This window comes from Cupriavidus sp. GW821-FHT07C08, assembly GCF_059419025.1.
In genome coordinates, this window is record NZ_JBWKQZ010000019.1 from 71,141 (window position 1) to 94,663 (window position 23,523).

21 protein-coding genes are annotated in these 23,523 nt (G+C 64.2%); 10 read left to right on the forward strand and 11 right to left on the reverse strand.

Translation table 11 applies throughout. The features are described 5' to 3' along the window. Nucleotides 1-105: 105 nt before the first annotated feature. From AC07UK_RS22835 to AC07UK_RS22855, 5 genes are all read left to right on the forward strand, one after another. A complete protein-coding gene (locus AC07UK_RS22835; RefSeq protein ID WP_436223676.1) occupies nucleotides 106-435 on the forward strand; it encodes a hypothetical protein in 330 nt (109 codons plus the stop codon). 88 nt (nucleotides 436-523) lie between these two features. Further along, nucleotides 524-754 carry a hypothetical protein gene (locus tag AC07UK_RS22840; RefSeq protein WP_436223677.1) on the forward strand — a complete coding sequence of 77 codons (231 nt, stop codon included), beginning with the start codon at nucleotides 524-526 and terminating at the stop codon, nucleotides 752-754. Continuing rightward, nucleotides 755-2,287, forward strand: coding sequence for a CYTH and CHAD domain-containing protein (locus tag AC07UK_RS22845; RefSeq protein ID WP_494686305.1), 1,533 nt, complete (start codon nucleotides 755-757; stop codon nucleotides 2,285-2,287). It abuts the gene before it with no gap. Between the two features lie 311 nt (nucleotides 2,288-2,598). After that, the gene (locus AC07UK_RS22850; RefSeq protein WP_436223679.1) at nucleotides 2,599-3,639 is read left to right on the forward strand and encodes an isocitrate/isopropylmalate dehydrogenase family protein; all 1,041 of its coding nucleotides are present in this window, start codon (nucleotides 2,599-2,601) and stop codon (nucleotides 3,637-3,639) included. Nucleotides 3,640-3,826: 187 nt separating this feature from the next. Then, nucleotides 3,827-5,149 carry a CitMHS family transporter gene (locus AC07UK_RS22855; protein WP_436223680.1) on the forward strand — a complete coding sequence of 441 codons (1,323 nt, stop codon included), beginning with the start codon at nucleotides 3,827-3,829 and terminating at the stop codon, nucleotides 5,147-5,149. Nucleotides 5,150-5,280: 131 nt separating this feature from the next. Here AC07UK_RS22855 and AC07UK_RS22860 read toward each other — a convergent pair whose 3' ends face one another. Next, nucleotides 5,281-5,634 (reverse strand): hypothetical protein, encoded by a 354-nt coding sequence (locus AC07UK_RS22860; RefSeq protein WP_436223681.1) that lies wholly within the window; start codon nucleotides 5,632-5,634, stop codon nucleotides 5,281-5,283. A gap of 177 nt (nucleotides 5,635-5,811) precedes the next feature. On the opposite strand from AC07UK_RS22860, the gene AC07UK_RS22865 reads away from it, so the two are divergent. Together AC07UK_RS22865 and AC07UK_RS22870 are read left to right on the forward strand one after the other, a co-directional pair. Then, on the forward strand, nucleotides 5,812-7,035 hold the full coding sequence (locus AC07UK_RS22865; RefSeq protein WP_436225315.1) for a polyhydroxyalkanoate depolymerase: 1,224 nt from the start codon (nucleotides 5,812-5,814) through the stop codon (nucleotides 7,033-7,035). Nucleotides 7,036-7,388: 353 nt separating this feature from the next. Continuing rightward, nucleotides 7,389-8,615 carry a cyanophycinase gene (locus AC07UK_RS22870; RefSeq protein WP_436223682.1) on the forward strand — a complete coding sequence of 409 codons (1,227 nt, stop codon included), beginning with the start codon at nucleotides 7,389-7,391 and terminating at the stop codon, nucleotides 8,613-8,615. On the opposite strand, the gene AC07UK_RS22875 is transcribed toward AC07UK_RS22870, so the two are convergent. After that, the gene (locus tag AC07UK_RS22875) at nucleotides 8,612-9,910 is read right to left on the reverse strand and encodes an MFS transporter (RefSeq protein WP_436223683.1); all 1,299 of its coding nucleotides are present in this window, start codon (nucleotides 9,908-9,910) and stop codon (nucleotides 8,612-8,614) included. The genes AC07UK_RS22870 and AC07UK_RS22875 overlap by 4 nt on opposite strands. Before the next feature lie 436 nt (nucleotides 9,911-10,346). Between AC07UK_RS22875 and AC07UK_RS22880 the strand changes: the two genes are divergently transcribed. Further along, nucleotides 10,347-10,790, forward strand: a complete 444-nt coding sequence (locus AC07UK_RS22880; RefSeq protein WP_436223684.1) for a cupin domain-containing protein — start codon at nucleotides 10,347-10,349, stop codon at nucleotides 10,788-10,790. 80 nt (nucleotides 10,791-10,870) lie between these two features. Here the strand turns inward: AC07UK_RS22880 and AC07UK_RS22885 are convergent, their stop codons facing one another. After that, on the reverse strand, nucleotides 10,871-11,518 hold the full coding sequence (locus tag AC07UK_RS22885; protein WP_035827749.1) for a TetR family transcriptional regulator: 648 nt from the start codon (nucleotides 11,516-11,518) through the stop codon (nucleotides 10,871-10,873). A gap of 162 nt (nucleotides 11,519-11,680) precedes the next feature. On the opposite strand from AC07UK_RS22885, the gene AC07UK_RS22890 reads away from it, so the two are divergent. Next, nucleotides 11,681-14,968, forward strand: coding sequence for a bifunctional cytochrome P450/NADPH--P450 reductase (locus AC07UK_RS22890; RefSeq protein WP_436223685.1), 3,288 nt, complete (start codon nucleotides 11,681-11,683; stop codon nucleotides 14,966-14,968). 171 nt (nucleotides 14,969-15,139) lie between these two features. On the opposite strand, the gene AC07UK_RS22895 is transcribed toward AC07UK_RS22890, so the two are convergent. The 7 genes from AC07UK_RS22895 to AC07UK_RS22925 form a co-directional block, all read right to left on the reverse strand. Continuing rightward, nucleotides 15,140-16,669: a catalase gene (locus AC07UK_RS22895; protein ID WP_436223686.1), complete on the reverse strand. Its 1,530-nt coding sequence runs from the start codon at nucleotides 16,667-16,669 to the stop codon at nucleotides 15,140-15,142. Between the two features lie 167 nt (nucleotides 16,670-16,836). Then, nucleotides 16,837-17,178 carry a zinc ribbon domain-containing protein YjdM gene (locus AC07UK_RS22900; protein WP_436223687.1) on the reverse strand — a complete coding sequence of 114 codons (342 nt, stop codon included), beginning with the start codon at nucleotides 17,176-17,178 and terminating at the stop codon, nucleotides 16,837-16,839. A 57-nt stretch (nucleotides 17,179-17,235) separates the two neighbouring features. After that, nucleotides 17,236-17,619, reverse strand: coding sequence for a hypothetical protein (locus tag AC07UK_RS22905; protein WP_436223688.1), 384 nt, complete (start codon nucleotides 17,617-17,619; stop codon nucleotides 17,236-17,238). 134 nt (nucleotides 17,620-17,753) lie between these two features. Beyond that, entirely contained in the window at nucleotides 17,754-18,764 is a 1,011-nt protein-coding gene (locus AC07UK_RS22910; RefSeq protein WP_436223689.1) for a Bug family tripartite tricarboxylate transporter substrate binding protein, read from the reverse strand. A gap of 114 nt (nucleotides 18,765-18,878) precedes the next feature. Beyond that, nucleotides 18,879-19,937, reverse strand: coding sequence for a beta-keto acid cleavage family enzyme (locus AC07UK_RS22915; RefSeq protein WP_018309550.1), 1,059 nt, complete (start codon nucleotides 19,935-19,937; stop codon nucleotides 18,879-18,881). Nucleotides 19,938-19,987: 50 nt separating this feature from the next. After that, nucleotides 19,988-20,830, reverse strand: a complete 843-nt coding sequence (locus AC07UK_RS22920) for a TauD/TfdA dioxygenase family protein (protein ID WP_436223690.1) — start codon at nucleotides 20,828-20,830, stop codon at nucleotides 19,988-19,990. 12 nt (nucleotides 20,831-20,842) lie between these two features. After that, entirely contained in the window at nucleotides 20,843-21,823 is a 981-nt protein-coding gene (locus tag AC07UK_RS22925) for a quinone oxidoreductase family protein (protein ID WP_494686306.1), read from the reverse strand. 161 nt (nucleotides 21,824-21,984) lie between these two features. Here AC07UK_RS22925 and AC07UK_RS22930 point away from each other — a divergent pair, with 161 nt between their 5' ends. Continuing rightward, a complete protein-coding gene (locus AC07UK_RS22930) occupies nucleotides 21,985-22,983 on the forward strand; it encodes an AraC family transcriptional regulator (RefSeq protein WP_035827764.1) in 999 nt (332 codons plus the stop codon). Between the two features lie 10 nt (nucleotides 22,984-22,993). Here AC07UK_RS22930 and AC07UK_RS22935 read toward each other — a convergent pair whose 3' ends face one another. Further along, nucleotides 22,994-23,413 carry a PaaI family thioesterase gene (locus tag AC07UK_RS22935; RefSeq protein WP_051591818.1) on the reverse strand — a complete coding sequence of 140 codons (420 nt, stop codon included), beginning with the start codon at nucleotides 23,411-23,413 and terminating at the stop codon, nucleotides 22,994-22,996. Nucleotides 23,414-23,523 lie beyond the last annotated feature (110 nt).

The following is a 23,523-nucleotide window of genomic DNA, read 5'->3' on the forward strand; positions in this document are numbered from 1 at the left end:
CGCGCATATCGAGGCGAATCTGATCGCACTGCTCCCGCGAAATACATACCATCTTACGAGCATCCGATGCGTAGAATGATTTGACGCGCCCCACTGGAGCTGCCAATGACACGCGAAATACCCTCTGCAACCGAGACCACCCCGGACGGCCTGAAGCGCTTGATCGAGCATATTGGAGATGCTGCAGCGCAAGGTCACCTTGACCCGGAGTTTGTGCGCAAGCTGGCGAAGCGCATTGCCAACGAATTGCAGGAGATGAAAGCGACCAGGCTGCCGGGTGACCACGAGCTTGCGGGGCTGGACGACAGCATAGAGGCCCTGCTGCTGGCCGCGGACCGCAAGTACGGCGCCAGGCTGACCCGATCACTGCAGAGGTTGCGGGAGCACGAAATCACCATCGCGGGCGCGGAGTCGACTGCAGGCCAGCCGCACTAGCGGTGCTGCCTGGTGACGCAGTGAGTTCACTAAGCAGGTAGTTCAATGATTTTGGTTGTGATTACCACCGCAGATAACCTTGGAACCTATGTCAAAGGCTGACAAGAAGCGATACCTGAAAGCACTTAACCGGCGCCTGAAGAAAGCGTCGGCCGGAAAGTTCGATACGCTCTTTGTCTTCGACCCGCCCGGCTCGAAGCCGAAGAACGCCACAGGCGTGACGGCCAGCGGCCCTGCCAGTGACGAGATCCTTGCAGTGATGAACGCGGTCCAGGCCAAAGTACTCGCAAAATTCGAGGGCACGGCAAAGCTCGGATAAATGGAACGCGAACTCAAGCTCGAGTTGCTGCAGGACCAGGCCGAAGGCCTGATCGGCTTGCCCCTGGTGTCGTCCTGCTGCGTGGAGCCGCCGCACGAAGACAGGCTCGTGAGCACGTATTTCGATACGTCGGATCTTGCTTTCCGGCGTATGCACGCATCGCTGCGCGTGCGACAAGCGGGTGATCATTACGTGCAGACCTTGAAGACCTGTGGCACGCAGCATGGGGCGCTTTACGAGCGGGAAGAGTTTGAGTCGGCGGTTTCCGGAAATACGCCAGATCTTGGAGCACTACGAGACAAGCTGCCCGAGGGCACTGCGTTGGGGACGCTGCTCCGTGAAGGCGACCTGGCAGAACGCCTGAAGCCGATCTTCATCACGGATGTCCGGCGCACGGTCCTGCTGTTGCGCTTGCCACAGGGGGACGAGGTCGAACTGGCTGTCGATCGCGGCATGGTCCGTGCGAACGATGCCACGGAACCAATCCGCGAGCTTGAGCTGGAGATCCAGGCCGGGGAGCCGGCCCATCTGTCAGCGTTTGCCCTGCGGCTGCTCGACGCAGTGCCAATGCGCCTGAGCCGCGCCAGCAAGGGCGACCGTGGCTATGCACTGGTCACTGACGAGGCCAATGAAGCGGTACGGGCGCAGCCCCTCAGGCTGGCCGACGCCGGGTCGGCGGAAGCGGTGTTTCAGTGCATTGCCCGGAACTGCCTGGCGCAAATCTCGGGGAACGAACGCGGCGTGGTCAACAGCTCCAATCCGGAAAGCGTGCACCAGATGCGTGTCGGCCTGCGTCGCCTGCGCTCGGCGCTTGATATCTTTGAGCCGCTGGTTGCCTGCCCGCCGGCATTGCAAGCGGAACTCAAATGGATTGCGGATGAACTGGGCCCCGCACGCGACTGGGACGTGCTCGCCAACACCACCTTGCGTGAGGCGTTCGATGGGGCGCCGGAGGACGTGGGCGCGGGCGCGGTGCTTGCCGCGGCGAAGGCAGTCGCAGCCGATGCCCGGCAACGCGCGGCCCAGGCCGTGAATTCCGATCGTTACACCCGGCTGGTCCTGACGCTGAGCCACTGGCTGGGCAGCGCGGACTGGCACCATGGGCTGGACGAAGCGCAGCGCGCGGCACTTGCCGGATCCGCCAGGGACTTCGCGCTGACCACGTTGCGCAAGCGGCAACGCAGGCTGCTCAAGCGGGGCCGAGGCATGGCCAGGCTCGATGAGCAGCGGCGCCATCGTGCGCGTATCGCCGCAAAGAAGCTGCGCTACGCGACCGAGTTCTTTGAATCCTTGTTTGCCGCGAATAAGTTGCGCCGCTATCGCCGGCAACTGTCGCACCTGCAGGATGACCTGGGATGGCGCAATGATATGGCGGTCGCAGAGGGACTGTTGCTGCGCCTGGGGACAGAGCGGCAGCAACTTGTGATTGGCTGTGGCTATGCGCGCGGCTATATCGCAAAGGGTGTCAGCGTTGACAGGCAGCCGCTGCGCCGCTTCTGGAAACAATTCAAGGCGGCACGCCTGCCCGCTTAGCGCGGCTTCGGGCATCGGCGCACGTGCATCGTCGCGGCCAGTCCCTGCGCACTGCAGCGGCGACGATTTCACTGTCGCCGGCCCCGTTTCGTCAGCCGATCCCCGTCCGCAGAGTTTGTCGCCTCAGCGTAAACCCCAATGACATAGCCGGCACATTGACAGTTTCCTGACAGCCTTCCCCGCCTAGAATCGGGCCCCTGGTTAGCCGGACCGGCCGCGAACGCCGGAATCCCCGCCAGGGACGAGAAACACAGCCTCCCTGGCCCCGGCTGGCCGGCCAGCGAAACGCTCAATTCACGACAGGAACGCAAATGGAAAACGGTGCACGCGAACAGATCCCGGCCACGCTGATCCCCGGCGACGGGATCGGTCCCGAAGTCGTCGACGCCACCGTCCGGGTGCTGGATGCGCTTGGCGCCCCGTTTGCCTGGGATATCCGGCGGGCGGGGATGGCCGGTGTCGAATACAGCGGCGATCCCTTGCCCGAAGACACGCTGGACAGCATCCGCCGCACCGGCCTGGCCCTGAAGGGGCCGCTGACCACGCCGGTGGGCGGCGGCTTCCGCTCGGTCAATGTGCGCCTGCGCGAGGCGTTCAACCTCTATGCCAATGTGCGCCCGGCCCGCACCCTGGTGCCGGGCCGCTTCGAGAATATCGACCTGGTGCTGGTGCGCGAGAACGTCGGCGGCTTCTATGTGGCCCATGACTACTACATCCCGGTTGGCGACGACCCACATGCGGTAGCGGTGTCCACCGGCACCAACACGCGCGACGCCTGCCGGCGCATTGCCCGCTTCGCCTTCGAGTACGCCGTCAAAAACGGCCGCAAGAAGATCACGGTGGTGCACAAGGCCAATATCCTGAAGGCGCTCACCGGCATCTTCCTGGAAGCAGCGCGTGAAGTGGCCCAGGACTATGCCGGCCGCGTGGACATGGACGACATCATTGTCGACGCCTGCGCCATGCAGCTGGTGCTCAACCCGTGGCGCTTCGACATGCTGCTCTGTACCAACCTGTTCGGCGACATCCTGTCGGACCAGATCGCCGGCCTGGTTGGCGGGCTTGGCATGGCGCCGGGCGCCAACATCGGCGACGACGCTGCGATCTTCGAGGCGGTGCACGGCTCCGCGCCCGACATCGCCGGCAAGGGCATTGCCAACCCGATCTCGCTGATGCTGGCCGCCGGCCTGATGCTCGACCACGTGGGCCGACAGGACCTGGCCACGCGCCTGCGCACAGCCATCGAGCTGACCCTCGGCCAGGACCAGGTGAAGACCGGCGACCTGCACGGCACGGCCTCCACGCTGCAGTTTGCGGACGCGGTAGTGAAACGCATCGAATCCGCCAGCTGAGCCACACCCGCGCGGCCCGCCTGGGCCAGCGCACAAGACTGCCTCCCTCCGCGGTCATTCCATACCCGGCACGCCCTGCCGTGCCGGCGGGATCGGCCTCGCCCTTGACCTCGTGCGCCAGATGGACGCACACACACCCGCCCCCAAGCGCCCCACGCTGCAGGGCGGCAAAGAGATACAGAGAAAGATGTTGACCCTGCTCGCCTATTCGATGGTGATCGTGTTCATGGCACTGATCATGACCAAGCGGCTCTCCGCCATGGTGGCGCTGATCCTCGTTCCGATTGCGTTCGCCGCGATCGGCGGTTTCGGCCCGGAACTCGGCCCGATGATGCTGGACGGCGTCAAGAAGCTGGCGCCGACCGGCGTGATGCTGATGTTCGCCATCCTGTATTTCGGCCTGATGATCGATGCCGGGCTGTTCGATCCGGTGGTGCGGGTGATCCTGAAATTAGTGGGCGGTGATCCGGTCAAGATCATCATGGGCACCTTCGTGCTGGCCGCGCTGGTGTCGCTCGACGGCGACGGCTCGACCACTTACATGATCACCTGCGCCGCGATGCTCCCGCTCTACAAGCGCCTGGGCATCAGCCGGCTGGTGCTGGCCTGCGTGATCATGATGGCGGGCGGGCTGATGAACATCCTGCCCTGGGGCGGCCCGACCGCGCGTGCCGCCAGCGCGCTGGGCGTGGATGTGGGCTCGCTGTTCGTGCCGATGATCCTGCCGATGATTGCCACCGGCATGTGGGGCCTGTTCGTGGCATTCCTGCTCGGCCGCCGCGAACGCAACCGGCTTGGCAGCATCGCACTGATGCGCACCGGGGCCGGTGATGACGGCCATGCCATGCCGGAGGCTGCCGCCGGCGATCCGCAGATCGCCAGGCCGAAGCTGCTGTGGTTCAACCTCCTGCTGACCATCGCCCTGATGGTGCTGCTGATTCTCGGCACCTTGCCGCTGCCTGCACTGTTCATCATCGCATCCGCCATCGCGCTGATGGTCAACTACCCGAGCCTGCACGAACAGAAGGAGCGCATGGGCGCGCATGCCGCCAACGTCGTGCCGGTGGTGTCGCTGATTTTCGCCGCCGGCATCTTCGTCGGCATCCTGTCGGGCACCAAGATGGTCGACGCCATCGCCAACAGCGTCATCAGCGCTGTGCCGGATTGGATGGGCCCGTACATGGCCCTGGTGACCGGGGTGCTGAGCATTCCGTTCACATTCTTTATCTCGAACGACGCGTTCTACTTCGGCATCCTGCCGATCCTGGCCAAAGCTGCCGCCGTCTATGGCATCGGGGCGGCGGAGATCGGACGCGCCTCGCTGATCGGGCAGCAGGTTCACCTGCTGAGCCCCCTGGTCGCGTCGACCTACCTGCTGGTCGGCCTGGCCGAGGTCGAATTTGGCGATCACCAGCGCTATACGCTGCTCTGGGCGCTGTCGGCGGCCGTGGTCATGATGCTGGCTACCGTTGCCTTCGGCGTGATTCCGGTCATTGGCCGGGCAGCGTGACAGCGATGAAGCGGGACCGGGCGGGTCAACCACATTCGCCTGCCTGACGTTTTACCCGAACGCAACTTGCAAAAATTTACAAATAGCCGAGCAGACGGCCCGGCTGCGTCCGCCCTGCTGGCAATAGAGGATCACATATCGCCTGCACATAAGGCCGCATTCGCATCGAATGATCCCGCAAAGGTTCCTTCGTTGCCAAGGACGTATGCAAAGGGTTGCAATAGGGTTAGATCGAATATGTTACTGAATGTAAATGGCGTAACTTGATTGCAAGCTGTTCCGCTGGCATTGCGACGCAATGCTGGTGGCTTGAGTAGTAGGGGGGCATCATGCAGCATTCCAGCCGATTCGCGTGCGACCTGGGCCGCGCGCATCAGTCCGGCCGCAACGGCCGCCACGGCAAGACCGGAGCCTCCCGCAGCCAGTCCATTCGACATCGACGGCACCTGAGCCGCGCGCAGCACTTCTCGGTGCACCAGCGCCACCTTCCCACCAACGCACCCGCGGCAGAAGCCTGTCGCCCGCCCGCCCAACTTGCACGAAGCCGGCAGTGCGGCTGTCGGGCACGCCAACTGCGCTGAAGCCCGCATTGCGCAGCACCCGGTTTGCCGGCCCCTGCGCCAGAACAACACACCAACCAATTCAAAAAGGCGGGAATCGCCATGGCGCTCTATGCTCTGCGGGAACTCACGCTGCAGTCCCTTGGCCCGCTCGGGGCGATGATCGAAGCAGGTTATCGCGCAGTCAATTTCTGGGGCGAGTCGGTCGCCTGGCTTCCGGGGCTGCGCGAGGCCGACGCCGCGCTTGAGTTGTTCACCCGGCTGACCAAGGCCTACGGGAAACCTCGCTTTGAGATCGACGAGGTCTTGGTACGCGGGCAACGGGTGGCCGTCACCGAGACCGCGCTCATCGAAGAGCCCTTCTGCCGGCTGCTGCATTTCAGGAAGGACATGGCCAGTCCTGGCCCCCGGGTGTTGCTGGTGGCGCCGCTCTCCGGTCACTACGCCACCCTGCTGCGCCCGACGGTCGAGGCATTGCTGCCCGGTCATGATGTCTATATCACCGACTGGGCCGATGCGCGCGTGGTCCCGCTTGACGCCGGACACTTCGATCTTGGCGGCTATGTCGATTACCTGAAAAAGTTCTTGCGATACCTCGGCGCCGGCACGCATATCGTGGCGGTTTGCCAGCCCGGGGTTCCGGTGCTTTGCGCGGTCGCCCAGATGGCCGAAGACAACGAGCAGGTGCAGCCCCGCTCCATGACCCTGATCGCGGCGCCGATCGACACCCGCGTCAGCCCGACGGCGGTCGACCAGTTCGCGCAGCAACATTCGCTGGCGTGGTTCGAGGCCAACGTCATCGAACGGGTGCCGGCCGGCTACCCGGGAAACGGGCGCCGGGTGTATCCGGGCTTCCTCCAGCTTGCAGGCTTCGTATCGATGAATGTCGCACAGCACGCCGGTGCGCACCTCGATTTTTACCGCCACCTGGTCGATGGCAGGCAGAGCGAGGCAGCCAGGCACCGCAAGTTCTATGACGAGTACAACGCCGTGCTCGACGTGCCGGCCGAGTATTACCTGGAAACCATCCGGAAGGTTTTCCTGGAGCATCACCTGTGCAGCGGCCGCATGGAAGTCGGCCAGCGCCGTGTCTACCCCGAGGCCATTACCAACGTTTCATTGCTGACCATCGAAGGCAGCGAGGATGACATCACCGGCCGCGGCCAGACCGAAGCGGCTCACGCGCTCTGCGCAGGCCTTGCCGCCGACCGGAAAGAACATCTGGTCGTCGACGGCGTGGGTCACTACGGCACCTTCGCCGGCCAGCGTTTCCGGGAGTCCATCCTGCCTGCCATGACGCAGTTCATTCAGCGGTGCGCAGACTGAGCGCTGCGTCGCATTGGCGAGGCCGGTTGCGCAAGCTTTCAAGCGGGAACTGGCAAGCAGTGCAACGCCTGCGTATGCCAGCGAACAGACCTTTCCGATTGCCGTGGCACGCTTGCTCTCATGGCGATCCGGCTGCCTCACCGCATCTCCTGCCGCGGTCAGCGTCGGCTGGAGTTTTTGTGCGCCAGCATCTATAACGGAACGCCTGCACGTCCCTAACCCGTGCTTGGAATAGCGGCCGGGAGCTTTTGCCTGGTGACGTGACATCCGCCAGCCCTTCCAGGGATCTGGCGCATTGCTTTTCTGTCGTCACCGGGTTGTACAAAGAAAATCGCGGCAGGGGGTGTCACGTCATGGAATCCATTTCGCAGTTCACACAGCGTTGCATGGTGGTGGCGTACTACGCGGTCGCCTGCATCAGCGTGGCCCTCGGGGTGCTGATTCCCCCTGCGCTTGCAGGTGACAAGACTACCCCCTCCTACAGCTACTTCGTAACCGGTACACAGTACTTCAAGACTGGCGATCCGGTGCCGGTGCAGACCCTCCCCACACCTCAGCCACAGGCGGTACAGCCGGTGGTCATCATGGGTGGCGGGCCCGATGTCGACGGCGCCTATCGCTGGATGATCCAGCAAGCGGGCATTACGAAAGCAACGGGCGGCCGCATGGTCGTGATTCGCGCGACCGGTACCGACGCTTACGACCCTTACTTCTATTACAGCAACAAGAAGAACGCGACCGATATCCCCGCGGTGGACGGGTATGTCGGTGGCGCGTACCTCGGCCTGACTGCGGCGGAAACGCTGGTCATTACCGACACTGCCGCGGCGAATGACCCGTTTGTCAATGCCGTTGTCGGCAGCGCAAACGCGTTGTGGATTGCGGGCGGCGATCAGAGCAACTACATCAAGTTCTGGAAAGGTACGAAGCTCAACGCCACCATCGCCACGCTCATGCAGCAGAACGTTCCTGTTGGCGGCACCAGCGCCGGGGCCAACGTGCTGGGGCAGTTCGTTTTTTCAGCCATCGAAGGGACGGTCACATCGACGCAAGCGCTGAGCGATCCGTACAACAAGTACATGACATTTGACCCGAAAGGGTTTTCCGGCCCCAGTTTCCTGAACGCTACGGCACTGGACGATACGTTCGTCGATCCGCACTTCGACTCGCGCGATCGCATGGGCAGGCTGGTCACGTTCCTGTCAAGAAGCATTGCGCCATGGTCCGGTTCGGGCTGCGAGGGCGGAGTCCTGAAGAACCCGTCGGCCGCCCGAGGGATTGGCCTTGACGTCGAGACAGCATTGCAGATTCAGAAGATCTCGGGCCGTTTCATTGCACAGCGCGTCTCCAACCTATCCACGACATCGCCCAGCGCTGTTCACTTCCTTCGGCCGCTGACTTCGCCCGCGGTCTGCGCGCCCGGCAAGCCCCTAACCATCTACGGCGTCCATGTCCAGCGACTGGACGACGATACTGCCTTTGATATGACAAACTGGTGGAATGGCGGCAGCGCGGGAATTGAAGCGTATGTCGTTGACGAGAACGCCGGCATCCAGAGTCCGGCCACCATACATTACTAGGTGCCCGCCTCCTCGCCCGCCAGCGCCTGGACCTCCGGGCCTGGTTCGCCATCCTTGGTAGCAATCAATGCCTTTGGCGCCAGCGGGATCAAAAGCAGGATCAGTGCGTACACCACGGTGGTGGCGATCACACAATAGGTGAAACCGTGCGCTGGGCTGCTGTTATAGATCCATGAGCCCAGGAGATCGCCGGCACGCGCCGAGAGCGCGAGAACGCCATCCACCAGCATCATCAAGGTTCCTTGCAGGCCTGGCGGACAGGACCGCATCGCGAGATCGAAGTATGCTGCCGTGGCTACGCCGCCCATCAGCCCTATCGGTGCCGCCAAGACAAGGGCAAGATTGGCTGAGTGAATGAATGCCAGCGGAACCATCTGCGGCACTGCGACGATCGTTCCCCACCACAGCAGCTTGTTCAGCGATACCTTCTTGCACAGAAAGCCATACAGCAAGAATGTCGGGATGAAGGCGGCGGCAAAGATCCCGTTGTAGTACGAGTAAACGGAATCCGATGCATGCAGCTCATTGCTCAGATAGAACTGCAGCGGCGTGGCCGCTCCTGGCGCAAAGTTCCACAGAAAGCAGATGAGAACCGCTGGATAAACAGCCTTATGTTTCACCAGCCGCCTGACATTCCCAACGAGATCCGTGCCCCTGGCTTGCGGCTTCTCGTAGAGATGGTTGAAGACGGAAACGGGCTTCCAGAGCCCCAACAGGGCAATCGACAAGGCGAACATCGCCACCAGGAGGAAGGCCTCTTTCGCGGCAAGATGATCGGAGATGTACCCGGAGGCGAACGCTCCCGCAACAACCGGGACGGAGCCAACCACGTTCAACAGAGCGCTCAGGCGGCCGGACATGAGCTTCTCCTGGCCCACCAGAGCGATCAACCCCTGATAGGCTGCGGCGATAAACCGGGACGACAGCATTGCCAGCAGCAACCCGATGACCAGTCCCGCGTATGAGAAACCTGAAAACGCCATCCAGATGAATGCCACTGCGGTCACCGGAGCGAAAATCAGGAAGAAGCCGCGATCCCGCAGTCCCAGCGGGTTCCATTGGTCGCGCGCGAGACCAAAAACGAACGCAAGATACACCGGTATTCCCGTCACCAGCCGGAATATCGAGATCTGCGTTGCGGTCGCATGCAACTGGTTCTTGAGCAGGTACGACGTCTGTATATCCACCAGGGAACCAGCTGGTGTTGCCAGAGCGATGAACAGGGTCAGGCAACCGAAATACAGCAGGGTTCGGTCGCTGCCCTCGGAACCATCATGACCAGAAGCGGCCAGCATTTTCGTCGCTCAGCGTTGCACGTATCAGATGTCCCACGCCAGGCGAATCCGCTCGCGAATGCCAGCCGGGCGCTCGACCGGCTCATTGGCAAATACGAAGCGCAGGTACCGGGCCATCCATCGGCGTGGCCGCCACCTCGCGGGTCGTATGTGACGCCGGATGAGGTCTTCCCTTCTTTCTCTCAACTCCATTGAAATGGGAAAACGAGCCAGGGGCAAGTGACATTGCGCATGGAAGCAATGTTTGCTGACGCACATTGGCCGCGGCAATCCTCGCTTCCTGGCGATGACTTCCCCTCGTGGGGCGCCTAAGATTGCCAGACACCAAAAAGGGGGCACCGCCTGGCACCGTGGCCGGCTCGCTTTGGAGCGACCGCATGCCTCAGACCTGGCTACCCTCGCCACGGCGACGTTCTCACTGACGGAGCAGAGAAGCATGAAACCAGAACCATTTGCAGTGACTCCGGATGCGTATGCACGCGCGCTCAACGTGGTGGGAGAGAAGATCACGGTGCTGGCATCCAATGCCGCCACGCAAGGTTATGAGGTATTCCTGCAGCAGGGCGAAGAAGGCAGTGGCCCACCGCCCCATAGCCATGACTGGGACGAATCGTTCTACGTTACCAGGGGGACGATCGAAATCGGCTATGGCGATCAGGCGATCACTGCGGTCGCTGGCACCTTTGTTCATGTGCCGGCGGGCACCGTGCACTACTTCCGGTTCGGCATCGGCGGCGGCGAAATGATTTCAGTCACCAGCCACGGCGGAAGCGCATCGCGCTTGTTCACGCGGCTCGATGAGGAAATTCCGCCAGGCGCGCCAGACATGGAGAAGCTATTGGCCGTGGCGCAAGAGTGTGGCATCAAAATTTCAGGGTGAGCGCTCGCCCGGACACACCCCTTCGCTTCGACCGCCGCTTCGGCTGAGGTTCTTCCTTCTGCGTGTTTCGCCACAACCTGCTACGCAGCCACGGCCTTGCGCTCCCTGCCTGATTTCGTTCCCGGCTGGGCATTCGGCCCCGCCGCGCCCTGCAGCAGCCAGCAACTCAACTGCACCGAGCGCGCCATCAGCCTGCGCCGTCCGGCAGCATCGGCTTCGATGTAGTCGACGCATTGATGGAAAAGGTAGGAAACGACGTACGCGCAGACGTCGTCAACGGCCGGACGTGAGAGCTTGGGACACAGCCCCAGCCGTTCGATGTCTTCCGCCATCTCGGCGGCGATGTCATCCAGCACCGTGCGAATGGCAACGCGAAGCGCGGGCTGCGGGCCCGTGATCCCGCACACACCAACGATGAATGCATCCGGGTGATGCTGCGCGTACAAGAACAGCGCTTCGCACGCACGCGTGGCCACTTCACCCGGGTTGTCGCGGGCAGCGGCCCATCGGACCGCACGCAGCATCGGCCGCAGTTCAGCGCTTACCTCGGCCATGGCGGTGATGGCCAGGTCTTCCATGTCGCTGAAATGCCGGTAGAACGTGTTGGGATTCAGGCCGGCCTCGCGCGCGATCTCGCGCAGCTTGAGTGCCGCAAAGCTGCGCTTGGCTGCGGCCAGCCGCAACGCGGCGTCGATCAGGCGGCGTTTGCCGTCGGCAATGGCTTCCATGAATGCGGTTTAGTAGCAGGACTCGGTTTTTGCCCGACATGCTTCGTTGACAGCATGTCTACAGTTGTCTACGCTTGCGCCGGTAGACAGATGTCTACGTTAAATGAAACGGCCGCACGTGGCAATCGCGTGTCAGCGCCCTTCAGGAGACACCGCCCCGCCATGCCGCCGCCCATTGAGCTATCCAGCCCCGACCAGGCCTCCGACGCGCCGCATCCATCCCCTGCCCGCTCCATGCATGCCCCCAGTCCTGAGCCCATCCCGCGCGACCCGGGTTGGCCGCTGGTGGGCAACCTGCTGCAGATCACGCCCGGTGCACTGGGCCAGCACCTGCTGGCGCGCAGCCGCCATCATGACGGCATCTTCGAGCTGAATTTCGCCGGCCGGCGCGTGCCATTTGTGACGTCGGTGGCACTGGCCACCGAGTTGTGTGAAGCCGAGCGCTTCCGCAAGTACATTGGCCCGCCGCTGTCCTACCTGCGCGGCATGGCCGGCGACGGCCTGTTCACCGCACGCTCCGACGAGGCCAACTGGGGCAAGGCGCACCGCATCCTGATGCCGGCGTTCAGCCAGCGCGCGATGAAGGGCTACTTCGACGTCATGCTGCGCGTGGCCAACCGGCTGGTGGACAAATGGGACCGGCAAGGCCCGGATGTCGATATCGCCGTCGCGGACGACATGACGCGGCTGACGCTCGATACCATCGCGCTGTCCGGCTTCGGCTACGATTTTGAATCGTTCGCCAGCGCAGAACTGCACCCCTTCATCGAGGCCATGGTCGGCGCGCTGGAAGAGGCGATGTCCAAGCTGACGCGCTTTGCCCTGCAAGACCGCTTCATGCATGCGGCACACCAGAAGTTCGACCAGGACACCCGCTTCATGCGCGACCTGGTGGACGACGTGATCCGGCGGCGGCGCGCGGGCAACGCGGCGGAACGCAGGGGCGGCACGGCCAACGACCTGCTCGGCCTGATGCTGGAAGCGCGGGATCCGGACACCGACCAGCGGCTGGACGACGAGAACATCCGCAACCAGGTGATCACCTTCCTGATTGCGGGCCACGAGACCACCAGCGGGCTACTCACCTTCGCGCTGTATGAACTACTGCGCAACCCGGGCGTGATGGCACAGGCTTACGCGGAGGTGGACGCCGTGTTGCCCGGCGACGCTGCGCCGGTCTACGCCGACCTGGCGCGGCTGCCGGTGCTGGACCGTGTGCTGAAGGAAACGTTGCGCCTGTGGCCCACCGCGCCCGCCTTCGCCGTGGCGCCGTTTGAAGATACGCTGCTGGGCGGCCGCTACCTGATCCGCAAGGACAGGCGCCTGTCGGTGGTGCTGACCGCGCTGCACCGCGACCCCAAGGTGTGGGCCGACCCGGAACGCTTTGACATCGACCGTTTCCTGCCTGAGCAGGAGGCAAAGCTGCCGCGCCACGCCTACATGCCTTTCGGCAACGGGGAGCGTGCCTGCATCGGCCGCCAGTTTGCGCTGACCGAGGCCAAGCTGGCACTGGCGCTGATGCTGCGTAATTTCCAGTTCACCGACGCGCACGACTACCAGTTCCGCATCAAGGAAACGCTGACGATCAAGCCCGACGGATTCACCGTGCGTGCGCGCCGGCGCCGGCCGCATGAGCGCATCGCCGCGGCGCCAGTCGCCGGGACCGCGCAAGCGCCGCAGGCGGGCCCTGATGTGCAGGGCGGCGGCAGGCCGCTTGCCGTGCTGTGCGGATCCAGCCTTGGCACCGCGCGCGAACTGGCTGAGCAGGTGCATGCCGGCGCGCTGGCGGCTGGCTTTGATGCGACGCTGCGCGACCTGGACGATGTCGCCGACGCGCTCCCGACCACCGGCCTGGCCGTCATCATCGCCGCCACCTATAACGGCCGCGCGCCGGACTCGGCAAGGCGCCTCGAAGCGCTGCTCGATAGCGGCGCCGCCAGCGGCTACCGCGCAGAAGCGCTGAGCGTGGCCGTGTTGGGCTGCGGCAATTCGCAATGGCCGACGTACCAGGCCTTCCCGCGCCGGGTCTATGAATTCTTCACCAACGCCGGCGCCAGTCCGCTGCTGCCGCGTGGCGAAGCCGACGGCAACGGCGACTTCGACCAGGCCGCGGAACGCTGGTTGGCCTTGCTGTGGCAAGCCTTGCAGGCCGGTGACGGCGTGGGCGGGCCGGCCCACGGAACGCCGCCGGTCCGGGTGCAGATAAGAGACGTCGCCGAGATCCGCACGACCACGCTGCCGGCAAGCACCCAGGGCTTCACGGTCCTGGCCAACACCGAGCTGGTGAACGATCCATCCGGCCTGTGGGACTTCTCACGCGAGGCGCCGCGGACTTCCACGCGCGATATCCGCCTCAGGCTGCCCGCAGGCGTGCGCTACGCCACGGGCGACCACCTCGCCGTCTATCCGCAGAACCAGCCCGGGATGGTCGCGGCCCTGTGCGAGCGGATCGGCATCGACCCGGACGCCATCGTCACCTTGTCCGCCTCCGGCGGAGCCACGCGCGGCCTGCCGCTGGGCGAGGCCCTGTCCGTGCGACAGCTGCTGACCCATTTTGTGGAGCTGCAGGACGTGGTGTCGCGCCATACCCTGCGCCTGCTGTCGCAGTCTTCGCGCTGCCCGGTCACGCGCCAGGCCCTGCAGCAGCTGGCCTCGGACGACGCCGGGACCGGGTACGCCGCCCAGGTGGCGCCGCGCCGGCTCGGGCTGGCCGACGTGCTGGACCGTTTTCCCGCCATCGAGTTGGACCTGGCCGGCCTGCTGGCTTGCACCGTGCCGATGCGGCCGAGGTTCTATTCGATTGCCTCATCGCCGCTCGTCTCTCCCGACGTGGCGACCATCACCGTCGGCACGGTCTGGTCTGCGGCGCTGTCGGGCCGCGGACTCTTCCGCGGCGTGGCTTCTACCTGGCTGCAGGGCCTGGCGCCCGGCGCCATGGTGGCGGGCGCCATCCGCACGCCCAATCCCGCCTTCGCGCCCGCCGCAGACCCGGCCACGCCCATGATCCTGATCGGCCCCGGCACGGGCATTGCCCCGTTCCGAGGCTTTCTTGAGGAGCGGGCCGCGCAACAGGCGGCCGGGCAGCCGGTGGCCCCCGTGCAGCTGTACTACGGGTGCCGCCACCCCGCGCACGACTGGCTGTACCGCGACGACGTGGAACGCTGGCAGGCACAGGGCGTGGTGCAGGTCCACCTGGCCTGTTCCGTCGTGGATGGCGAGCCGCGCTACGTGCAGGACCTGTTGTGGCAGCGCCGTGCCGATGTCTGGGCCCGGCTGAACCAGGGTGCGATGCTCTACGTGTGCGGCGATGGCCGCCACATGGCGCCCGCGGTCAGGCAGGTGCTGATTCAGATCGGCGCAGAGCAAGGGGGGATGACACCAGAGGCGGCGTCGGACTGGCTGGCGGAGCTGGTCAGCGCTGGAAAGTACCGGCAAGACGTGTTCAACTGAAGGCAGGCACGCCGGGACGGCCGCCTTCCCTGCTGGCATCTGGCGAATGCGCATGCGGGTTCAGACTGGGCTTGCCCTGCTGTGGAGACAATGCGCGGCTTCCATCGCCGGGACCCCCAGCCCGGAAGCCGCGCATGCCATCAGAGCCCCGGCAATGGGGCTTCGTGGCAGTCAGTCCTGCAGCCTGGCCGCCAATGCCTCCACGCGTGCCGGATCGGCCTGAACGGCCCGGCTCAACGCGCGGCCATAATTGGCGTCCGCTTTCTGGAAGTACGAGAGCATGGTGTACTTCACGCCATCGCTCTTGACCTGTCCCAGGTCGCCTGCAAGATTGCCGATCAGGTTGGCCTGCTCTCTTGCAGACAGCGAACGGTAATAATCACCCGCCTGCCTGAAATTCTGCGTGCGTGCGATGCGTTGCTGCTGGGTAGCGCCGGAAAGCGGCAGCTGGCTGTATTTTTGCGACGCCGAAGCGGAGATATCGGCCTGAGCGCTCGGCTCGTAGTTGACGCTGCTGCTCCTGGCGCCGGCATTCAGATTGCCGTCCTGATGATGGTTGACTGCCGCAGTACGCGGGCGGTTGACCGGCAGCTGGAGCCCGTTGGTCCCTACACGGTACAACTGGGTATCCGCATACGAGAAAATGCGGCCTTGCAGCAGGCGGTCTTCCGACGGTTCAATACCAGGCACCAGGTTCGATGGCGCAAGCGCGGACTGTTCCGTTTCCAGAAAGACGTTGTCCGGGTTCCTGTTCAGCGTCATGGTGCCGACCTTGACCTCGGGCACGCCGGGCCAGATCTTGGTGGCGTCCAGCGGATCGAATTCCGGCGTGGCAAGCTGCTCAGGCGTCATCGTCTGAATATACAGATCCCACTTCGGATAGTTTCCCTTGTTGATCGCACCGATCAAGTCGCGGGTCATGTGGTTGAAATCCGTGCCCTGAATGGCCTCCGCCTCCCTGGCGGTCAGCGTCTTCTGACCCTGCAGGCTCTTCCAGTGGAACTTCACATACTGAACCCGGCCCTGCGCGTTGACGAATTTGTAGGCATGCACGCTGTTGCCGTCCATCTCCCGATAGCTCGCGGGCGTGCCGTGGTCCGTGTAGACGCGCGTCAGCATGTGCGTCGCCTCAGGCTGGTGCGAGAAGAAATCGAAGAATCGGTTCGGATCCTGCAGGTTTGTGTCCGGAGCAGGCTTGAGCGAATGAACCATGTCAGGGAACTTGATGGCATCGCGGATGAAGAACACAGGCAGGTTGTTGCCGACCAGGTCCCAGTTGCCTTCGCTCGTATAGAACTTTGTCGCGAACCCGCGCGGGTCGCGCAACGTTTCCGGCGAATGGCTGCCATGGATCACGCTTGAAAATCGAACGAATACCGGCGTCTTCTCGCCCGGCGTGAATACCTTCGCGCGCGTCAGGTCCGAAATATCCCTGGTGGCAACGAACTCGCCATAAGCGCCTGTCCCGCGCGCATGCACGACGCGCTCGGGAACGCGCTCGCGGTCAAAGCGCTGCAGCTTTTGAATCAGCTGAACATCCTGCAGCAGCACGGGCCCGTTAGACCCTGCCGTCTGCGAATTCTGGTTATCGCCAACGGGTGCGCCGTTGTCGCGGGTCAGGGTGAAAGCGCTCGCCTGAAGGGAGAAAAGCGTGGCGAGGACAAGCAGGGACACGCCGCGAGGGCGTGCGCGAAAAGCCATGAACAACTCCTGACGTGAAAGGAGCCGCAAGCTTAGTCGCCACAATCAGCAGATGAGAATTGGATTCTTCCTATGGATCCGATATGGATTTACTAATGGTCGCCCGTCTGCCAACGTGCCGCGCAATACCTGTCCTGGTACCTGTCCTATGGGGTAAATTCCTCTCGTCAAACCTTCCTGACGAACTCCGATTTCAGGCTCATGGCACCAAAGCCGTCGATCTTGCAGTCGATATCGTGGTCACCGTCGACCAGGCGGATGTTCTTCACCTTGGTACCCATCTTGACCACACCGGCCGACCCCTTCAGCTTCAGGTCCTTGATGACGGTGACGGTGTCCCCGTCCTGCAGGACATTGCCTGCCGCATCGCGATACACCCTCGCCTCCGGTTCGGTCGGCGCCGTGGCCTGCGCCGACCATTCATGCGCGCATTCCGGGCAGATGTAGAGGCCCCCGTCTTCATAGGTGAACTCGGAATGACATTTTGGGCAGGGAGGCAAAGCGCTCATGGGGACTCTCGGGTATCTGGCCAGGGCCGTAAAGGAGCGGAAGTATACCGCCCCGGCCTATGGCAGCATATCGGGCGGCAGCACGCTCCATCCCGAAACACTGCCGGACGTCGTCAGGCGCTGGCTCCTGAGGACGCCGTTCTCGTCGAACTCGAAGAAAACCGTCGACGAGCGGATCGCGCCGCCGGCGAACAGCGGGCCAATGAACGGGATAAAGCTCTCAGGGTGCGGCCTGGAGGCCGCGAACGAATAGATCAGGATGGTTGACCCGTTGACCAGGGTGGTCTGCGACGAGGGCTTCCCCAGCTGGCTGGTAACGTCGTCGAGGGTGGAGAAACCGAGCAGGAAGTTCGACATTTGCGCCTGTTTCACCTCGACGCCCGTCGATACGCAGGCGGCCAACATGACGCAAGTCACAATCAATGCGTGAGCAGGCTTCATGTCGTCACCGCCATACTGTTTGCGCCGTGACGGGAACGCGCTGGAGGCGCCCGGCAGGCCATTCGGAAAGCATACAACTTTGCTGAACGCTGCGCTGAGGCGCCCGCAGGGCGCCTGCCCTCCTTGCCGGCGCCCTACTCCGGCACGAAATGTATCGACCGCAGCAACTCCGCCTGCCGATCATGGGCGGCGCGCGCCTCCTTGGACAGCGCCTCGCTGCTGAGCGGCTGCCCGGCGTCCATGCCCATGGCCTCCACGCGCTCGCGGTAGCCGGGCTGCTGCACGATGGCCAGCGTGGCGTTGCGGATCCTTTCCTGCACCGCCGCCGGCACGTCCGGCGGCAGCCACACCCCCATCCAGCTGGGCTCCGTCATCGCCGCGAAGCCGACTTCGGCGAAGGTCGGCACATCCGGCAACGCGGGGATGCGCTTGGGATACGCCACGGCATAGGCCTTGAGCTTGCCGGACTTGATCAGCGGCAGCGACGTGGCCAGGCCGTCGAACATCAGCGGCACATGGCCGCCCATCACGTCCTGCAGCGCGGGCGGCGATCCCTTGTAGCCGACATGGTTCATGTTCACGCCTGCCAGGCGGTTGAACTGGACGCCGATGGTCTGCCCGCGCATGCCGGCGGCATAAGAGGCATAGTCGATCTGCCCGGGCTTGCTCTTGATGTAGGCAAGCAATTCGCTGAAGTTCTTCGCCGGCAGCTTGGGGTTGGCCACCAGCACCAGCCCGGTACGGGCCACCTGGGCAACGGGTTTCAGGTCCTTGAAAGGATCGAACGAGACCTTCAGCGCCAGCGGCGTTTCGGAGACGATGCCGCCCTGGATCAGCAGCAGCGTATGCCCGTCATGCGGTGCGGAAAGCAGTGTGTTGACGGCGATCGCCCCGGCGCCGCCAGGCTTCTGCTCGACGATCACCGGCTTGCCCAGCGACTGCGTCAGCCCCTCGGCCAGCAGGCGCCCGAGGAAATCTGCGGTGCCGCCGGCGGGGCCGCCGACCACGATCTTGACCACCTTGGTCGGCCACGCCTGGGCCTGGGCGGTCGATGGAAGCGCAGCCGGCAGCGCCACCGACAGCGCCAGGCCGAACATGCATGATAGCGACGCCCTGCGGCGCGCCGACGGTTGTGCTTGATTCATGGTTGTCTCCGAATGTTCGAGGGTCATTCAGGGCAGCAGCCGGCTTCATCGTGAGCCGGTGGTTTGCCACCCTTGCCCTTCTGCTGGCGGATCGCCAGTGCCGACCGGCCCGGGTCAGGCGGCCTTGCGCAGGAAGCCCTGATTGCCGCCATTGCGGTTCGGCGCGAAGCCGTTGGCCTCCAGCGTCTCTTCGACGGTGTCATAGAACACGCCGATCTTCTGGATGTCGCGCGCTTCCTGGGCCGTTGCCACCTTGCGGCCAAATTCGCCCGCGATGCGCACCAGCTGCTCGATCTGCTTCACCGTGCTCATCTTGGCCGTGCGCGACTGGTTCCAGAGGCAGTCCTCGGTCCCGCATCGCGCATGCAGGCCCAGCGCAATCCCCATCATGTTCACAGGCAGCACGTTGCGCACGGAGCTTTCAACGGTCAGCACCGCGCCATCCGGGACGGCGCGAACGATGTTGGCGAGGTTGAAGACGCTGGGCGCATCCATGCCGCCGCTGATCGCCACCCAGTTCATGACCAGCGGGCCCTTGTACACGCCGCGCCGGATCAGCCGCTCAACGGATTCGAAGCTGTTGATGTTGTAGCACTGGAATGCGCTCTGGATGCCGGCAGCGGAAAGACGCCGGATGTGCTCTTCGACCCAGCCCGGCTGGGCGGGAACCGTCATTTCCTTGTACGCATTGAAGATCGCGGGATTCTCACGCGAGGTGCCCTTGAAATCCGCGAGTTCCGCATGCTCCGTCACGTTCATCTGCGACGTGTTTACCGTGACGGTCACCTGGTCCGGAACGGGGTCGAGTTCGGCAAGCATGTGGCGCGTGTCGTCGGACAGCCACTTGGCGGCATCCCCCTCGTTTTCCGGCGCAAAGCTGATCGATCCGCCCACCTGGATGATCATCTCCGGCACCGCCTTGCGCACCCCGGCAATCAGCTCGTTGAACTTGGACAGACGCTTCGAGCCCTTGCCGTCGAGTTCGCGCACATGCAGGTGCAGCACAGTCGCGCCAGCGTTGTAGCAGTCCACGGCCTTCTGGATCTGGTCTTCCATCGTCACGGGGATGTCTTCCGGGAAATCGGACGGCAGCCAGCCCGGTGCGTAGGGTGCCGCGGTGATGATCAACGGCTGCTGGTTTTCAGGGAACAGGGATCCATCGAGGTAATTCACGGCATGTCTCCATTGATAAAGGCACGTGGCCTGGCGGCGGCTGGCGCGCCTTAGAACGGCTTGTCGCCGATGATGGCGGCGCGCTCCATCTTGCGCGGCGCCGGCCAGTAGTCCTGCACCGCGTAGTGCTGGGTGCAGCGGTTGTCCCAGATGGCCACGCTGTTGGGCTGCCAGCGGAAACGCACCTGGTATTCGGGAATCGCCGCCTGGCTGATCAGGTAGTTCAGCAGATGGCTGGCGCCCGGGGTCTTGTCCTGTCCGTAGCGCACGTTCTCGGGCGTATGGAAGTTGGCGAAATGCGTGGAGAAGCCGCAGACGTAGAGCGCCTTCTCGCCGGTCTCCGGATGCGTGCGCACCACCGGGTGCTCGACCATGGGGTACTGCGCGGCAAGGCTGGCGCGCTTTTCCGGGCTCATCGCCGCGCCGAACGAATGCTCGATGCTGTGCTTGGCGCGCAGGCCGGCGATACGCTGCTTGATTTCCTCGGGCAGGTGCTCGTAGGCCGCCGCCATGTTGACCCAGATGGTGTCGCCGCCGACCGGCGGGCATTCGATGCAGCGCAGCACGCAGCCCATGGGCGGGGTTTCGCGCCAGCTGCCGTCGGTGTGGTAGCTGTTCTCATAGTTCTCGCGCTTGTCGCTGCGATAGATCTGGACCAGTCCCGGATGGTCGGGATCGCTGCCCGCGACGGGATGGTCTTCCAGTTCGCCGAAGCGGCGCGCGAATGCCACGTGATCCGCGCGGGAGATTTTCTGGTCGCGCAGGAACAGCACCTTGTGCGTGAGCAGCAGGGACTTGATCTCGGCAAACAGCGCGTCGTCGCGCGCGGCATCGGCCAGTCTGACGCCGCTGACTTCGGCGCCGATATTGCAGGTAAGGGGTTGGGCTCGCATGGGGACGCTCCTTTACAGCACAAAGATCGAAGACCCGGTGGTCTTGCGTGATTCCAGGTCGCGGTGGGCCTGCACGGCATCCTGCAGCGCGTAGCGCTGGTTGATTTCGATGCGGATACGGCCAGCGGCAACGTGGCCGAACACCTCGGCGGCCAGTTCGGCCTTTTCGGCGGGGTCCGCAATGTAGTCGGCCAGCGCCGGACGGGTCAGGTAGACCGAGCCCTTCCTCGCCAGCAGCTGCGGATCAAACGGCGGGATGGTGCCGGAGGCCGTGCCGACGCAGACCATCAACCCGCGTCGCTTCAGCGAATCCAGCGACGCCATGACGGTGTTCTTGCCCACGCTGTCGAAGACCACGGACACGCCCGCGCCATCGGTCAGCTCCCGCACCCGCTTTGCCACGTCCTCATGGCTGTAGTTGATGATGTGGTCGCAGCCATGGGCGCGCGCCACCTCTGCCTTGGCCTCGGTCGAGACGGTGCCGATCACGGTCAGGCCGAGCAACCGGGCCCATTGCGAGACGATCAGCCCCACGCCGCCGGCAGCCGCGTGCAGCAGGATGGCTTCGCCACCGCTGAACGGGTAGATGCGGCGCATCAGGTAGGCAGAGGTCAGGCCGCGCATGGTCATGGCTGCCGCGGTCTCGAAGCTGATCGCTTCCGGCAGGCGGATCAGCGGTGCGGCAGGCACCAGGCGCTCGGTGCTGTACGCACCCAGGGTGTTGATGAAGCCGGTGTATGTGACGCGATCGCCCTCCGCGACATGGGTCACGCCCGGCCCGACAGCCTGCACCACGCCGGCTGCCTCCACGCCCATGCCGCCGGGCAGCGGCACCGGGTAGGTGCCGTTGCGGAAGTAAGTGTCGGCATAGTTCAGCCCGACGGCAACGTGGCGGATCCGTACCTCGCCCGGGCCCGGGTCGCCTACCTCGGCGTCCTCATAGCGGAGGACTTCGGGCCCTCCGGTCTCATACATGCGAATGGCTTTTGCCAAGGCTGTCTCCTGATTGTCGTGTCCTGCCCGCGCCGCTATCATTGGCGCGACGGTAACGATTGTCAGACAGCCATGGCGCGGCACCCTTGACCGATCGCGCCAGGATTTGACATTTGATGACGGACGCGACCGACGCCCCCACCCACTCTCGCGGCAGCCTTATGACCGTCCTTGTTCGCAGCGCTTCCCTGACCAAATACCTGGAGATTGCCCGGGGCGCGGGCCTGGATCCGGTGCGCATGGTGGCCCAGGCCGGCCTGGACCAGGCCTGCCTGTACACCCCGGACCTGCGCATCCCGGAAGCGCGCCTGGCCGAAGTGCTGGAGGCCTCGGCGCGAGTCACGGCCTGCCATTCGCTTGGCCTGATGGTGGGGGAATCGTGGCGCCTGTCAGACTTCGGCCCGGTCAGCCTGCTGCTGCAGCACCAGCCCACGCTGCGCCACGCGCTGGCGGAGATCGAGCGCTACCGCCACTGGCTCAGCGACTCCATCTCCATCCTGGTCACGGAATATCCAGAGATCACGGTGCTGCATGTGACGTTGCAGACGGGCCGCCACCAGCCTGGCAGGCAGGCCATGGAACTGACAGTCGCCGCCCTGTACAGCCTGATCCGCGCCATCCTGGGCGCGTCCTGGAAGCCGCACAGCGTGCATTTCGCCCATGCGGCGCCGGCCGACCTGCAAATCCACCGGCGCCTGTTCGGGCAACACATTGAGTTCGGTTCGGAGTTCGACGGGCTGGTACTCGCCAGCGGCGACCTGGACCGCATCAACCCGCTGGCCGATGCCAGCCTGGCCGGGTACGCCAGGGGTTTCCTCGACCTGCAGCCGGGGGCCGGCAAGCCTTCCATCGCGGCCGACGTCCGGCGCACCCTGCACCAGCTGTTGCCGCGCGGGCGCGGCGCGGTGGAACAGGTCGCGCAAAGCCTCGGCATCAGTCCGCGCACGCTGCAGCGCCAGCTGGAGCAGGATGGCGATACCTTCTCCGCGCTGGTCAATGAAGTGCGCCGCGAGCTTGCGCAACGCTATCTGCAGGATCCGCAGCGGCCGCTCGCCCGGGTCGCCACGCTGCTGGGGTTTTCGGAACCCAGCGCATTCTCGCGCTGGTTCGCGGCACAGTTCGGCAAGTCGCCGACGCGCTGGCGCCAGGACGGCGCCTGAGACGGGCCACCTACTTCAGGTACTTCATCGTGGCGACACCCGTTGCCACCAGCAACTCCCCATCCAGCCACACCTCTGCGCGCGAAAAGAAGATCGAGCGTCCGCGCCGGTCGACCATGCCCTTTGCGGTCAGCAGCTTGCCCGTCCCGTTGCTCAGGAAGTTCGAGGTCAGCGACAGCGTGACCGCATGGCGCGCGGCTTCGCCCGGCGCCGAGTAAAGGCCCGAATAGCCAGTGGCGGCGTCGAGCAAGGTGCAGAGGGTGCCGCCATGCACCACCCGGCTGCGGTTGAGCATATTGGGCGCAAGCGGCAGTTCAAGTTCTACATAGTCGTCGCGCCACTGGGTGATCCTGACACCGATGCTTTCCAGTGCCGGATTGTCCAGGCAGAACTCGCCATCGCCCTCACCTTGAGGTTTTACCGCATCCATTGCTTGGGTTTCCATTTCGCTGATCGTTTCTCTGATACCGGTGCAGCGCGTGGCTTGCTCGCTGGCCCGAAGCCTCATTTCTGCGCGATTTACGGCTTTTCGTAAATCTC

Bases quoted from the DNA above. Each gene is read 5' to 3' on its own strand.
- AC07UK_RS22835 (WP_436223676.1), top strand. From the start codon at position 106: ATGACACGCGAAATACCCTCTGCAACCGAGACCACCCCGGACGGCCTG.
- AC07UK_RS22840 (WP_436223677.1), top strand. From the start codon at position 524: ATGTCAAAGGCTGACAAGAAGCGATACCTGAAAGCACTTAACCGGCGC.
- AC07UK_RS22845 (WP_494686305.1), top strand. From the start codon at position 755: ATGGAACGCGAACTCAAGCTCGAGTTGCTGCAGGACCAGGCCGAAGGC.
- AC07UK_RS22850 (WP_436223679.1), top strand. From the start codon at position 2,599: ATGGAAAACGGTGCACGCGAACAGATCCCGGCCACGCTGATCCCCGGC.
- AC07UK_RS22855 (WP_436223680.1), top strand. From the start codon at position 3,827: ATGTTGACCCTGCTCGCCTATTCGATGGTGATCGTGTTCATGGCACTG.
- AC07UK_RS22865 (WP_436225315.1), top strand. From the start codon at position 5,812: ATGGCGCTCTATGCTCTGCGGGAACTCACGCTGCAGTCCCTTGGCCCG.
- AC07UK_RS22870 (WP_436223682.1), top strand. From the start codon at position 7,389: ATGGAATCCATTTCGCAGTTCACACAGCGTTGCATGGTGGTGGCGTAC.
- AC07UK_RS22875 (WP_436223683.1), bottom strand. From the start codon at position 9,910: ATGCTGGCCGCTTCTGGTCATGATGGTTCCGAGGGCAGCGACCGAACC.
- AC07UK_RS22880 (WP_436223684.1), top strand. From the start codon at position 10,347: ATGAAACCAGAACCATTTGCAGTGACTCCGGATGCGTATGCACGCGCG.
- AC07UK_RS22885 (WP_035827749.1), bottom strand. From the start codon at position 11,518: ATGGAAGCCATTGCCGACGGCAAACGCCGCCTGATCGACGCCGCGTTG.
- AC07UK_RS22890 (WP_436223685.1), top strand. From the start codon at position 11,681: ATGCCGCCGCCCATTGAGCTATCCAGCCCCGACCAGGCCTCCGACGCG.
- AC07UK_RS22895 (WP_436223686.1), bottom strand. From the start codon at position 16,669: ATGGCTTTTCGCGCACGCCCTCGCGGCGTGTCCCTGCTTGTCCTCGCC.
- AC07UK_RS22900 (WP_436223687.1), bottom strand. From the start codon at position 17,178: ATGAGCGCTTTGCCTCCCTGCCCAAAATGTCATTCCGAGTTCACCTAT.
- AC07UK_RS22905 (WP_436223688.1), bottom strand. From the start codon at position 17,619: ATGAAGCCTGCTCACGCATTGATTGTGACTTGCGTCATGTTGGCCGCC.
- AC07UK_RS22910 (WP_436223689.1), bottom strand. From the start codon at position 18,764: ATGAATCAAGCACAACCGTCGGCGCGCCGCAGGGCGTCGCTATCATGC.
- AC07UK_RS22920 (WP_436223690.1), bottom strand. From the start codon at position 20,830: ATGCGAGCCCAACCCCTTACCTGCAATATCGGCGCCGAAGTCAGCGGC.
- AC07UK_RS22930 (WP_035827764.1), top strand. From the start codon at position 21,985: ATGACCGTCCTTGTTCGCAGCGCTTCCCTGACCAAATACCTGGAGATT.
- AC07UK_RS22935 (WP_051591818.1), bottom strand. From the start codon at position 23,413: ATGGATGCGGTAAAACCTCAAGGTGAGGGCGATGGCGAGTTCTGCCTG.